The sequence below is a fragment of the Streptomyces sp. NPDC001868 genome (assembly GCF_040297125.1).
Lineage (GTDB): Bacteria > Actinomycetota > Actinomycetes > Streptomycetales > Streptomycetaceae > Streptomyces.
Genome location: NZ_JBEOYO010000032.1, coordinates 65,610 through 78,625 on the forward strand (window position 1 = coordinate 65,610; position 13,016 = coordinate 78,625).

Genomic DNA, 13,016 nt, shown 5'->3' on the forward strand with positions numbered 1-13,016 from the left:
TTCGCGCGGTTCCCCGCGTCCCTGAAACCCCGGGCGCGACCCATGCTTCTAAGGGGCGCGGGGAACTGCGCGGCCGGCCCCCACTCACCCGCGCCCGAACAACGTCCCGCCCACGGCCCCGTCATGCCCGCCCCCTCCGACCCGACCCCCCGTCCCGCCCCCGCCACCTCCCTGAACCCCCGTTCGGGCAACGGGGGTTGACATACGGGGCGTATGGGGACGTCGAGGCGACGGACGTCGTCCGGTTCGCGTCGAACCGATGGGGCGTGGCATCCGTATTCTCTGATCATGGCCGCTCCCACCGCATATTCACTCATCGCCACTGACCTGGACGGAACGCTCCTGCGCAGTGACGACACGCTCTCCGACCGGTCCCTCGCCGCGCTGGCGCGGGCCACGGGGGCCGGTGCCCAGCACCTCGTGGTGACGGGACGGCCGGCGCCGAGAGTGCGCCCACTGCTGGAGGACCTCGGCAGCAGGGGGCTCGCGGTGTGCGGACAGGGCGCGCAGTTGTACGACCACGGCGCGGACCGGCTGCTCTGGTCCGTCACCCTGGACCGGGAACTCGCCGAGACCGCGCTCGGCAAGATCGAGGCGGAGGTCGGACAGGTGTACGCCGCCGTCGACCAGGACGGGGTCGACGGCCTCACCCTGATCGAGCCCGGCTACCTCATGCCGCACCCCACGCTGCCCGCCGTGCGGGTGCCGCGCCGGGACGACCTGTGGTGCGAGCCGATCAGCAAGGTGCTGCTGCGCCATCCCTATCTGTCCGACGACGAGTTGGCCTCGGCGGCGCGGATGGCGGTCGGTTCGCTGGCGACGGTCACCATGTCCGGGCCCGGCACCGTCGAACTCCAGCCATGCGGCATCACCAAGGCGACGGGTCTCGCCCTGGCCGCCGACCATCTCGGGCTGACCCCGGACCGGACCATCGCCTTCGGGGACATGCCCAACGACATCCCGATGTTCGACTGGGCCGCGCACGGGGTCGCGATGGCCAACGCCCACCCCGAACTCAAGGCCGTCGCCGACGAGGTGACCCTCTCCAACGAGGACGACGGGATCGCGGTGGTGCTGGAGCGGCTGTTCCGTTAGACGGGCGCTTCAGGCGCCGCGTCAGGCGGCGTGTCGGACAGGCGTTCAGACAGACGTTCCCCTGGGCCCGCCGGCCCAGGGGAACGAGTGGGGAGCCGGTGGGGCTCAGTAGGGCCCGAAGACGTTGTCGATCGAGCCGTACCGGTCGGCGGCGTAGTTGCACGCCGCCGTGATGTTCGCGACCGGGTCGTACGGGTCGTACGGGGTGCCGGAGACGTGGTACGCGGCGAAGGTCGGGTCGATGACCTGGAGCAGACCCTTCGACGGGGTGCCCGCGGCGGCGTTGGAGTCCCAGTTGTTGATGGCCAGCGGGTTGCCCGACGACTCACGCATGATGTTGCGGTGGATCCCGTCGTACGAACCGGGGATCCCCTTCTGCGCCATGATGTCCAGCGCCTCGCGGATCCAGCCGTCGAGGTTGTTCGCGTAGGTCTTGACCGACGCCTGCGTGGCCGCGGCGGGCTTCGCGGTAGACGCCTTCGAGGCCGTGGCCGCCTTCGCGCCGTTCACCTTCAGCTTCAGGCCCGGGCGGATCAGCGCCGGGTTGTCGCCGATGGCCGCGCGGTTGTCCTTGTAGAGCCGCTGCCAGCCGCCCTTCGTGTGGTGCTTGCGCGCGATGGAGGACAGCGTGTCCCCGGAGACCACGGTGTACGTCGTGGACTTGGCCTTCGCCGCGGCGGGCGCCGACTGCGGGGCCGTCTGGACGGAGGTGGCGGCCTGGGCCGGGGTGGCGGCGCTCGCGGTCGTGGCGAGCGTGAGCGGGAGGGCCAGCGCGGCCCCGCCCGTTCCGGCGGCGACGATGCCGCGGGTCAGCGCGTTGCTTCTGGTACGACGGTGTTTGCCTCGTGCGGGCATGGCGGATTCCTCTCCGTCGCCTACGAGGTGAGCTGTCGGGTTCGGGCTGGAGATGCCCGGCCGTGCGCGTCGGCCCGGCGGTCGCTGTGCGTGCGGCGTCCGCTGGGCGTACTGCGCGTGGCTTCACCCCATAGCCGGTCCGATGGGGATGCTCGGACCGGCGGCTTACCTGGGTCCCCCGCTCCTGCCGTGCGTGGATGAGTGGTGATGGGTGGGGAGTCCGGGGCGGCGGCAGGATTAGGCGGTCCGTCCGGACGAGGTGTGAACGTATGCGAGAGCACACGATCGGAACAAGTCCTGGTTTGGCGCTTTGGTCCAGTTGACCTTGACTTTGATGTGTTTCGACCCTCGATTCCGGGTGCCGTTCCCGGCTCAACTTGCCTACCGCAAAGGGAAAGTCGACGGGGTGGCGTGAGGGGGCCGCGCGAGTGGCGCGTGACCCAACTCACGGGAGGAGTCGGGTGAAGCACGGGTAAGCGGCAAATCGGTCAACTCGGGCTGGATGAAGGGGGCGTATATGGGCGGAAAAAGGGCGTGCGCGCGGGAGTGGGCGGGGGCGGACGGGAGTGGATTCGGCCGACCGTGGGGCGCGCGGGGGTCCGCGGGGGGAGCGGCGGGTACCCGGGACGGGGTCTCGCGGGCGGGTGCGGCACGCGCGTCGGTGGATATCGGCGCGTACCAGTTGATCAAGAATATGGGGAGTGCGGTCCCGTACCGGTCCTCTACCACCCCGGGGCGAACCCGTGGGCGCTCGTGGTGATCGAAAGGTGACCGGATACGCTGACTCGGGTGATGACAGCGACAGATCGACAAACTTTGTCATCGTCCGTGAGAGCGACCAGATCGACCGTGTGACCGTCAGTAGGCGTCAGCAGACAGGAGAACCCTCGTGACCGTCGTCGAGCCGTTTGGGCTGAGCGCGCGGGACCAGGCTCTCGAAGCCGATGTCCAGGCCGGAATGGCGGCCGTCGAAGAGGGGCTGCTGGAGGCGACCAAGAGCGAGGTCCCGTTCATCCAGGAGGCCGCCCAGCATCTGCTGCGGGCGGGCGGGAAGCGGTTCCGGCCGCTGCTGGTGATGCTCGCGGCGCAGTTCGGCGACCCGTACGCGCCGGGTGTCGTGCCCTCCGCGGTGGTGGTCGAGCTGACGCATCTCGCCACGCTGTACCACGACGACGTGATGGACGAGGCCGAGGTGCGCCGGGGCGTGCCGAGCGCCAACGCCCGCTGGGACAACTCGCTGGCCGTCCTCACCGGTGACTTCCTCTTCGCCCGCGCCTCGCACGTCCTCGCCGACCTCGGCCCCGACGCCGTACGCATCCAGGCCGGGGCCTTCGAGCGGCTCGTCACCGGACAGATCCTGGAGACCGCCGGGCCGCGCGACGGACGCGACCCGATCGAGCACTACCTCGATGTGCTCGGCGGCAAGACCGGCTCGCTGGTCGCGGTCGCCGGGCGGCTGGGCGCGCTGATGGCGGGCGCCGACGAGACCGTGGTCGATGTGCTGACCCAGTACGGGGAGCGGCTCGGCGTCGCCTTCCAGCTCGCCGACGACTACCTCGACATCGCCTCCGACTCGCACGAGTCCGGCAAGACGCCCGGCACGGATCTGCGCGAGGGCGTGCCGACCATGCCGGTGCTCCGGCTGCGCGAGCGAGCGGGTCGGCTGGGGCTGCCGGAGGACATCGCCCTGTGCGAACTGCTCGACTCCGACCTCACCGACGACGCCCGCCACGCCGAGGCGCTGGCCCGGCTGCGGGTCCACCCCGCGCTGGAGCAGGCCCGCCGCGACACGATCCGCTACGCGGAGGAGGCGCGGGCCACGCTGGCACCGCTGCCGGAGTGCGACGCGAAGGCGGCGCTCGTGGAGCTGTGCGACGCGGTGGTGCACCGGGCCGGTTAGGCACCACCCCCCTGGGCTCGTCCGCAATCGGCGGACGGGCCCGTTTTGCTGTGTGACCCAGATCACACACATGGACTGAGTCCAGATTCAGATCCACTCCGTATCAACGCCCAGAAGCTGACGCAGGGGGCGTCAGCTGCGTTACGGGGAGAAAACAGAATCATGGGATCTTTCATTGCATACGCCTCGCGTCGCAAGGGTCTGATCGTCTCCGGTGTCGCGGTGGCCACCGCGGCCGGTGTCGCCGCCGCCGTGATCCCGGCGGTCGCGGACAGCGGAAGCCGCGGGGGCGGCGGAACGGAGATCGCCGTACAGCACGGCGGACACAGCGGCGCCGGCGCTCTCTTCGGCGGCGCCGGCACCGGGCGGGGCGGGACCATCCTCGCCGCCAGCCTGAACGGGGCCGACGAGGTGCCCGTCAAGGGCGGGCCGGCCGTCGGGGACAAGGACGGCGCGGCACTGGAGTTCGTGCGGATCAAGGGCGAGAAGGTGTCCGTCGCCGTGACCTGGCGCGGCACCGACAGGCCCAGCGCGCTCCACATCCACCAGGGCGGCAAGGGCGTCAACGGCGGCATCAAGGTCGACTTCACCAAGTTGATCAAGAAGTACGGCAAGAGCCGCAGCCTCACCGGCACGGTCGAGGTGAAGGACGCCGCGCTGCTGAAGAAGCTCAGGAACGACCCGGCCTCGTTCTACGCCAACCTGCACACCGCCCAGTTCCCGGGCGGGGCCGTCCGCGGCCAGTTCCACAAGGTGACGACCGACTTCGACTTCCGGTACGCGCTGCGCAACTTCCAGGCGTCGGTCCTCAAGGGCAAGCAGATCTACGAGTGCAAGAAGGCCGAGGGCGGCGGTTACGCCTTCGCCCAGCGGGACGTCGCGGCCGTACTCGGCGGCGGCATCGCGCACTCCTTCGTGAAGCCCGGCTCCGGTACCCCGCAGTGGATCGCGCCCGACCGCAGCGCCGTCACCGGGTCGCTCATCTCCAAGTCGCCCAACGGCGACCGCAACATCCCCGAGTTGGACCTCAAGGCCAAGCAGTCCGGCAAGCACCGCGGGCTGCTGGCGGACACCGCCGAGATCCTCCGGCTCAACACCGTCGGCGGTGTCGCCCCGGCCGGCTCCTGCTCGCCGGGCGCGATCGTCGGCGTCCCGTACAAGGCCGACTACGTGTTCATCAACCGCTAGAGCGCCTGTTCGACCAGCGGTGCCTCCCCCCGGCGACCCCTACGGGTTGGGGGGAGGCGTCGCCCCGTCATGTCATCCCGTAGCAGTACACGGAGTTGAGTCCCGAGTCTGACGATTCACGGCGGCCGATTTGGTCAGATGGGTATCACCACTCCTCACCGATTCGGGTGAGAATGGCGGCTACGACCAGACGCCGCCGCCGACGACGGAGGTAAGGCACACATGGCACCGTACGAAACCGACGACAGCGCCCGGTCCGGCGACGCCGCCGTACTCGCGGCCGAGGCCGAGGAGATGCGCTCGGCACGGCGACGCAAGGCCGCGCGGTACGTCGTCCCGGTCACCGTGCTGGGCTTGGCGGCCGCGACCATCGGGCTCGTCCCGGCCTTCGCCGGCTCCGGTGACCCCGATCTGCCGAAGATCAGCGCGCAGGAACTCATCGAGAAGATCGCCGCGTCGGACGTACAGCAGGTGTCCGGCACGGTGAAGATCACCACGGATCTGGGCCTGCCCGACCTGGGCGGTCTGGCCGACAGCCTGGGGGCGCAGGCGGCTCCCGGCGGCGACGGCGGCTCCTCCGCCGACCCCTCCGCCAAGCTCCTCGAACTGGCCACCGGCACCCACACGTTGCGGGTCGCCGCCGACGGCCCCGACAAGCAGAAGCTGTCGCTGCTGGACGACGCCGCCGAGTACAGCGTCATCCACAACGGCGACGACCTGTGGGCGTACGACAGCGCCTCGAACGAGGTGTACCACGCGACCGAGGCCGGCCCGGAGGGTGAGAGCGGCAAGGGTGGCGAGGGCGGCGACGGCAAGGACCAGCAGGCTCCGGAGGACGTGCCCGCCACGCCTCAGCAGCTCGCCGAGGAGGCCCTGAAGGCCGTCGACGACACCACGTCCGTGACCGTCGACGGGACCGCGCGGGTCGCCGGGCGGGACGCGTACAAGCTGGTCGTCGAGCCGAAGCAGTCCGGTTCGACGGTCGGGGCGATCTCGATCGCCGTCGACGCCAAGACCGGTCTGCCGCTGAAGTTCACGCTCACCCCGGCGAGCGGCGGCGCGGCCGTCGTGGACGCGGGCTTCACGAAGGTCGACTTCGGCAAGCCGAGCGCCTCGACGTTCGACTTCACCCCGCCGAAGGGCGCGAAGGTCACCGAGGCCGACGAGGCCGAGAAGTCTGGCAGCCACGAGTCCGGGTCCGGCGACTCCGCGTTCGAGGAGTCCGGCAAGGACGCGCCGGCCAAGGAGAGCAAGGAACTCAAGATTCCCGAGGCCCCCAAGGACGCCAAGGGTTCCGAGGGGTCCGAGGTCTCCGAGGAGGAGTTCGCGAGCGGGCTCGACGGGCTGAAGACCCTCGGCAAGGGCTGGAGCACCATCGCCGTGTTCGACAGCGGCGCGGAGGGCGGCCTGCCCACGGGCGGCGGTGCGGACGCGACCGGCGACGCCCGGGTCGACGGATTCCTGAACTCCCTCGGCGACCAGGTCAAGGGCGACTTCGGCTCGGGTACGGTCTTCAAGACCCGCCTGATCAACGTCCTCTTCACCGACGACGGCAAGGTGTACGCGGGCGCCGTCACCAAGGACGCGCTGGTGAAGGCGGCCAACGCGGCGAAGTAGTGACGGTCGGCCGGTGAGCCGGGAGGGCGGAGCGGCGACGTCCGGCCGGTGATCGGGAGGGCGGAGCGGTGACGCCCGGCCGGTGATCGGGAAGGCGGAGCAGCGACGCTCGGTCGGTCGGTGGGTCGGACGGCGGAGCAGTGATGTTCGGCCGGTGGGCCGGGGCGGCGAGGTGGCCGTCCCGGCCCACCGGCCGTGCCCGAGGGGAGCCATGAGCGACGCAGCCATCCACACCCAGGGGCTGACCAAGACCTTCCGCGGCGGCCAGGTGGCCGTGGACCACCTGGAACTGACGGTTCCCGGCGGCAGCGTCTTCGGCTTCCTCGGCCCGAACGGCTCGGGCAAGACCACCACCATCCGCATGCTGATGGGCCTGATCGAGCCGACCTCGGGCACCGCCCGGGTCCTCGGCCGGCCCATGCCGCGCTCCAGCCGGACCGTCCTCCCGCACGTGGGCGCCCTCATCGAGGGACCCGCGCTGTACGGCTTCCTCTCCGGCCGCGACAACCTGATCCGCTACGACTCCGCCGACCCGACCGCCGACCCGCGCACCCGGCGTACGCGCGTCGCGGCGGCGCTCGACCGGGTCGGGCTCGGGGCCGCCGCAGGCAAGAAGGCGAAGGCGTACTCGCTGGGCATGAAGCAGCGGCTGGGCCTGGCCGCGGCACTGCTCCAGCCGCGCCGCCTCCTCGTCCTCGACGAGCCGACCAACGGGCTCGACCCGCAGGGCATGCGGGAAATCCGCGCCCTGGTACGGGAGTTGGCGTCCGACGGCACCACCGTCTTCCTCTCCTCCCACCTCCTCGACGAGATCGAGCAGGTGTGCACCGATGTCGCCGTCATGGCGAAGGGCCGGCTCATCACCCAGGGCCCGGTGGCCGAACTCGCCGCCGGCGCGCGCGGCCGTCTCGTCGTCACCACCCCCGACCCGGCGGACGCGGCCCGGGTGCTCAAGGAACAGGGCATCGGGGACGTGCTCGTGACGGAGGGCGGCGCGGCCGGCGAGGGAGACCGGGTCACGGCCGAACCGCCGCCGCCCGAGCGCGACCTCGCCGAACTGAACGCCGCACTGGTCACCGCGGGCGTCCGCGTCCGCGGCTTCGCCCTCGAACGGGCCTCCCTGGAGGACGCGTTCGTGGCGCTCACGGGGGAGGGGTTCGATGTCGCGGGCTGAGCACGCTGAGACGGCTGAGGGGAGGGAGACCAGGGCGGCCGCGGCCGAGGCCCTGTCCGAAGCCCCCGCACCGGCGATCAGGGAACCGAGTCTCCTGTGGACCTTCGGGCTCTTCCGCAGCGAGTTGGTGACGACCTTCCGGCGGTGGCGGACGATCGCGCTGCTGGGAGTGCTCGCGGCGGTGCCGGTCCTCGTCGGGATCGCGGTGCGGATCGAGACCGGTGACGGGTCGTCGATGGGCGGCGGACCGGGCGGTGGGGGCGGCGGCGGTGGCGGTCCCGCGTTCATCGCGCAGATCACCAACAACGGGCTGTTCCTCGTCTTCACGGCCCTCGCCGCGACACTCCCCTTCTTCCTGCCGATGGCCGTCGGCGTGATCGCCGGGGACGCGATCGCGGGCGAGGCGAACGCGGGCACCCTCCGCTATCTGCTGGTCTCGCCCGCCGGCCGGACCAGGCTGCTGCTCACCAAGTACGCGACCACGATGACGTTCTGCCTGGTCGCGACCCTGGTCGTGGCGGCCTCGGCCCTGGCCGTCGGGGCGCTGCTGTTCCCGCTCGGGGATCTGACGACGATCTCCGGCACACGGATCGGTTTCGCCGAGGGCCTGTGGCGGGCGCTGCTGATCGCGTTGGCGGTGGCGATGTCACTGATCGGGATCGCGGCACTCGGCCTGTTCATCTCCACCCTCACCAACAGCGGTATCGCCGCGATGGCCACCACGGTCGGGCTCCTCATCACCGTCCAGATCCTCGACCAGATCCCCCAGCTCGACGCCCTCCACCCGTACTTCTTCTCCCACTACTGGCTCTCCTTCGCCGACCTCATGCGCGAGCCGGTTTATTGGGAGGACCTGCAACGCAACTTCGGCCTCCAGGCCGTGTACGCGGCGGTGTTCGGGTCGGCGGCGTGGGCGAGGTTCACGGCGAAGGACATCACCGCCTGACGCGGGCGAGCGACTCAGGCGGCGGCCTCGTCGGTGTCGTACGGGAAGCGCGCGTACGGCGCTTCCTGGGTGAGGAACGTCTTCGCGCGGGTCAGGGCCGCCGTGTCACGGAGTACGTCACCGGGCTTGCTGCCGTTGCCCAGCAGGACTCCGCCGAACCGCATGCCCATGTACGCGGCGGAGTTGTTGAGCGTCCCGATGAGCGGCTCGGCGACCTCCTCCTCGTAGTGGGCGAGCGCGGTGACGCCCCAGAGGGTGCGGCCGGCCATGTTCTTCTTGAAGTCCAGGCCCGGGGTGCGCAGCCAGCCCGACCAGTGGTCGAGATACCGCTTCACGTGCGCGGACACGGAGTACCAGTACAGCGGCGACACGATCACGAGGTCCGTGGCCGCGAGCGTGGCGTCCAGCAGCAACGCCCTGCTGTCCCCCTCCGGCCGCACATGATCACTGTCGTGCCGCAGATCCTCGAAGTCCGGCAACGGGTGCTCCGCGAGATCCAGCCACCGCTGCTCGACCCCGTCGGTCAGTTGCTCGGCGGCGGCGCGGGCCAGCATCTCGGAATTGCCGTCCGGCCGGCTGCTGCCGAGGACGAAGAGGAAGCGGCGGGTCATGGGGTCCCCCTGGGTACGTGAGACATGGGTACGTGAGACATGGGTACGTGGCGCACGACGATTACCTGCATGGACAATATATGCGCATGCATGAGATGTCGAGGGGTCCGGTCAGTCACGCCGGGGCGGACGGCAGCTCCAGGAGCAGGGCCATGACGGCGACGAGGGTGGCGCTGCTGACGATCTCCCGGCGGGTGATCATGCCGGGCACGTCGGTCAGGGGGATCCACTCCAGACGGTCGGACTCGTTCCGTTCCGTGGGCTCGCCGACGCGCCGGGCGTCGTCCGTGCGGAACACGAAGTGCCGGGTGTCGGTGATCCCGGCCGCGGGCTGGGCGTAGAGCAGTTCCCGTAGCGACCGCGGCCGCCATCCGGTCTCCTCCTCCAGCTCCCGCGCCGCCGCCTCCTCCGGCCGCTCCCCGTCCTCGACCAGCCCCATGGGCAGCTCCCAGGCCCAGGTGTCCGTGACGAAGCGGTGGCGCCACATCATCAGGACCCGCCGCCGGTCGTCGACGGCCGCGGTGACGGCGAGGTCCCGCAGCCGCACCACGTCGTAGTCGCCGCGCGTGCCGTCGGGCCGCTCGACGTCCAGCGAGCGCAGCCGGACCCAGGGGGTGTCGTGGAGCGTGCGTTCGCCGTGGATGGTCCATCTCATGCCGGGGGCTCCGCATCTGGGTCGGGGTACGTACGGACGGCCTCGGCGGCTTCCGCCACCCGCAGCAACAGCGCTTCCTCGCCGTGCCGGGCCACCAGTTGGAGCCCGACCGGGCAGCCGTCGGGGTCGAAGCCGGCCGGGATGCTCATCGCCGGGTGGCCGCTGAGGTTGAACGCCCAGGTGAGGGCCGTGGAGTAGCGGTCGCCGGGGCCTTCGTGGCCGTGGGGGGCGTTGGGTGTGGTCGGGGTCAGGATGAGGTCGGCCTCGGCGAAGGGGGCGGCGAGCCGGCGGTCGTTCTCGGCGCGGAGTTCCTCGGCGGCCCGGCGGCCGGCCGCGCTGGAGTGGGGTGCCGGGGTGCGGAGGGCGAGCCAGGCCGGTGCCGGGTCCCGGAGGCACAGGGTCTCGTCCGGCCGCCGCACGAGCAGCCGTACGAGGCCCGCGTCCGCGAGGCGCAGAGCGGCACCGTGGGCGATCGCGGCGGGCTCGGGGTCGGTGTCGGCGAAGCCGAGGTCGGCGGACCAGAGGGCGACGGGGGGAGATGGGGTCCCCGGCCCGTCCGGCTCGCGCTCCGCCTCCGTCACGCAGCGCCAGTACGCCGCCGCGTCCGACGCGTGGCGGGTGAGGACGCCCGGGGCCGCGAGGCCCGTGCGGTCGGCGGAGGGGAGGCGGCCGTTCGTGGTCTTCAGGCCGGTGACGCCGCACCAGGCGGCCGGGATGCGGACCGAACCGGCGCCGTCCGTGCCGGTGGCCATCGGCACCAGGCCCGCGGCGACCGCCGCGGCGGACCCGGCCGAGGAGCCGCCCGGTGTCCGGTCGGCCCGCCAGGGGTTGACGGTCCGGCCGCCGGCGCCGAGGCCCCAGGTCTGCCAGACGGTGCCGGGACCGGGTACGGAGGTCGCCCCCACGGGCACGCACCCGGCCGCGATCAACGACCGCGCCGGCGCCGCGCGCAGCCCGGCCCGCCCCTTCACCCCGATCGGTACCCCGGCCAACGGCAGCCGGACGCCCGAGGCGACCCGCGCGTCCACCTCCGCCGCCCGCCGCAACGCCTCCTCGGCCCACACCTCGACGAACGCGCACAGCGTCGGTTCCGCCCGCTCGATCCGGGCGAGCGCCTCGGCCACCACGTCGACGGCCCGCACCTCACGCGCGCGCACGGCGGCGGCGATCCGCACGGCCGAGAGCGCCGGGAAACCGTCGGGCGGGAGGGGAGGGAGAGACGGGAGGGGCGGGAGGGAGGCGTGCGGCGGTACGGCTCTTCCGGGGCTCACGGGCTCTCCACGGCGGCTCACCGGCTCGGCCCGCCCGGCGCGGGCGGCATCGGCGGGTTGGGTGCGTGGGTGCGGGCCGGTGCGGAGGGGCCGGGGGCCGTGGGGCCTGCCGTACCGGGGCCGACACCCCCGTTCCCGGCCCCGGTACGGAGCTTGGCGGCCTGCGCGATCGGGTTGCCGCCGGACACCTGCTGCCCGGGCCGCGGCTGGTTCTGCGAATGCTGTCCGGCCGCCACCGCCGTACCCGCAGTCGCCCCAGCCACCACCGTTTTCGACGGTTCCTGGTCGCCGTGGGCCAGCTGTTCCTTGGTCAGGTACGGGCGCGGCTCGACCTTCCAGGAGGGGGCGCCCGGGTCCACCTCGCGGCGCACGGCGCGTTCCATGAGGGTGGCCATCTCGACGGGACCGATGCCGCCGGGGACGGGCGTGAGGTGCTGCGGAATGTCGTACGCCTCCCGCTGCACGTCGCCCTTCACGCTGCCGTCCGCCTGCGGTACGAACCCGGAGTCGACGACGAGCCGGTGATGGGGCCGGAGGTGGTCGGGGCCGAGGATGCCGGGGTTGCCGGTGACGGAGACGACGATGTCGGCGTCGCGTACCCGCCGCAGGTCGTCACCGGCGTCGAGCTCCATCAGCCGGTGGCCCTGGTCGCGCAGCGTGGTGACGACCCCTTGTCCGACGAACCCCTTGCTGCCCACGACCGCGATCACCGGGTCGTCCCCGGCGAAGGGTTCGACGACCCGGCAGATCCCCTCGGCCGTGGCGCACGCGGTGTAGGGGGAACGGCCCTTGGTCAGCGCGTCGATGTCCTTGGCCGGGTCCATCCGCTGCACGAGCGGCTGGAGGTGGGCCGGCGGCGGGAACTGCACGATGATCGCCCGGGTCGCCGGATCCTGGTTGGCCCGCTCCAGTACCTCCGCGAACTGCGCACGTGTGGTCCCCGGCGGCATCACCACATGGTTCGCCTCGAAGCCCAGGTGCTCGAAGCTCTTCACCTTCTGCTCGGCGGAGACCTTCGACGCCTCCAGCTTCGCCTTCCACTCCGGCGGATCGTTCTCGGCGGGCTGGAAGCGGATGATCGCCACCCGCTGCTCCGCCTGGGCCACGGTGTCCCGGTAGGGGGCGTACAACTCCTTGGCCTGGCGCAGTACGTCACGCCCCGACACATGCTCGGTCATCGGTCAGGTCACCCCCGTGTCGCTTCGTGGTCGATCCGGGCGAGCACCCGGTCGACCGGTTCGAGCCCGTGGCCGAGGAGTTCCTCCACGTCCCGGGCGGTGAACGTCCGGTCGCCCGACAGGTCGTCGGTGTGCCCGTCCGGGCCCGCCGTGAGGCTGATCAGGGTGAAGGACTCCGGGCCGGTCGGGTCGTGGTACGAGAACGCGCCGAAGTGGGCGATCCAGAAGACCTCGACCGGCTCCGAGCCGAACGCCCGGCGCAGGGCGGGCAGTACGGCGTCCGCGACGCTGCCGAAGTCGTCGGTGATGCCCCGGTCGTCGGGGTTGCTCGCCAGCTCCGACACGACGGCGACCGCGCGGCCGGTGACGGGGGAGTGCGCCGCCCGGACGAGCGTGTGCGCCCGGCCCGCCCGGCGGTGGCGCCAGTCGACGACGTCCTCGAAGTAGCGGAGGGCCGAGTTGTCCGTCGGGTTGTTCATGGCTGTCCGTCTCTCCTGATCCGCTGTGCCGTCGGTCCAGGGTAGGG

At 71.8% G+C, this 13,016-nt stretch carries 12 protein-coding genes; 6 read left to right on the forward strand and 6 right to left on the reverse strand.

Going from position 1 to position 13,016, the window contains the following annotated elements; all coding sequences use genetic code 11:
* Positions 1-288: 288 nt before the first annotated feature.
* Positions 289-1,095, forward strand: a complete 807-nt coding sequence (locus tag ABT147_RS30570; RefSeq protein ID WP_351412064.1) for an HAD family hydrolase — start codon at positions 289-291, stop codon at positions 1,093-1,095.
* Between the two features lie 105 nt (positions 1,096-1,200).
* Here ABT147_RS30570 and ABT147_RS30575 read toward each other — a convergent pair whose 3' ends face one another.
* Positions 1,201-1,950, reverse strand: coding sequence for a LysM peptidoglycan-binding domain-containing protein (locus tag ABT147_RS30575; protein ID WP_351412066.1), 750 nt, complete (start codon positions 1,948-1,950; stop codon positions 1,201-1,203).
* An 889-nt stretch (positions 1,951-2,839) separates the two neighbouring features.
* Between ABT147_RS30575 and ABT147_RS30580 the strand changes: the two genes are divergently transcribed.
* From ABT147_RS30580 to ABT147_RS30600, 5 genes are all read left to right on the forward strand, one after another.
* Positions 2,840-3,850: a polyprenyl synthetase family protein gene (locus ABT147_RS30580; RefSeq protein ID WP_351412068.1), complete on the forward strand. Its 1,011-nt coding sequence runs from the start codon at positions 2,840-2,842 to the stop codon at positions 3,848-3,850.
* Positions 3,851-4,012: 162 nt separating this feature from the next.
* On the forward strand, positions 4,013-5,038 hold the full coding sequence (locus ABT147_RS30585) for a CHRD domain-containing protein (protein ID WP_351412070.1): 1,026 nt from the start codon (positions 4,013-4,015) through the stop codon (positions 5,036-5,038).
* A gap of 222 nt (positions 5,039-5,260) precedes the next feature.
* Positions 5,261-6,655, forward strand: coding sequence for a LolA family protein (locus ABT147_RS30590; RefSeq protein ID WP_351412073.1), 1,395 nt, complete (start codon positions 5,261-5,263; stop codon positions 6,653-6,655).
* Between the two features lie 211 nt (positions 6,656-6,866).
* Positions 6,867-7,829, forward strand: coding sequence for an ABC transporter ATP-binding protein (locus ABT147_RS30595; protein WP_351412074.1), 963 nt, complete (start codon positions 6,867-6,869; stop codon positions 7,827-7,829).
* Positions 7,816-8,775, forward strand: coding sequence for an ABC transporter permease (locus ABT147_RS30600; protein WP_351412076.1), 960 nt, complete (start codon positions 7,816-7,818; stop codon positions 8,773-8,775). The genes ABT147_RS30595 and ABT147_RS30600 overlap by 14 nt, the downstream gene beginning before the upstream one ends.
* Before the next feature lie 14 nt (positions 8,776-8,789).
* Here the strand turns inward: ABT147_RS30600 and ABT147_RS30605 are convergent, their stop codons facing one another.
* The 5 genes from ABT147_RS30605 to ABT147_RS30625 form a co-directional block, all read right to left on the reverse strand.
* Positions 8,790-9,386, reverse strand: coding sequence for a flavodoxin family protein (locus ABT147_RS30605; RefSeq protein ID WP_351412079.1), 597 nt, complete (start codon positions 9,384-9,386; stop codon positions 8,790-8,792).
* Between the two features lie 115 nt (positions 9,387-9,501).
* Positions 9,502-10,041 (reverse strand): NUDIX hydrolase, encoded by a 540-nt coding sequence (locus ABT147_RS30610; protein ID WP_351412081.1) that lies wholly within the window; start codon positions 10,039-10,041, stop codon positions 9,502-9,504.
* Positions 10,038-11,183 (reverse strand): amidase, encoded by a 1,146-nt coding sequence (locus ABT147_RS30615; protein ID WP_502983191.1) that lies wholly within the window; start codon positions 11,181-11,183, stop codon positions 10,038-10,040. Before ABT147_RS30615 ends, ABT147_RS30610 begins: the two co-directional genes overlap by 4 nt.
* Positions 11,184-11,329: 146 nt before the next feature.
* The gene (locus ABT147_RS30620) at positions 11,330-12,490 is read right to left on the reverse strand and encodes a tetrahydrofolate dehydrogenase/cyclohydrolase catalytic domain-containing protein (RefSeq protein ID WP_351412083.1); all 1,161 of its coding nucleotides are present in this window, start codon (positions 12,488-12,490) and stop codon (positions 11,330-11,332) included.
* A gap of 8 nt (positions 12,491-12,498) precedes the next feature.
* A complete protein-coding gene (locus ABT147_RS30625; RefSeq protein WP_351412085.1) occupies positions 12,499-12,969 on the reverse strand; it encodes a hypothetical protein in 471 nt (156 codons plus the stop codon).
* Positions 12,970-13,016: the final 47 nt, after the last annotated feature.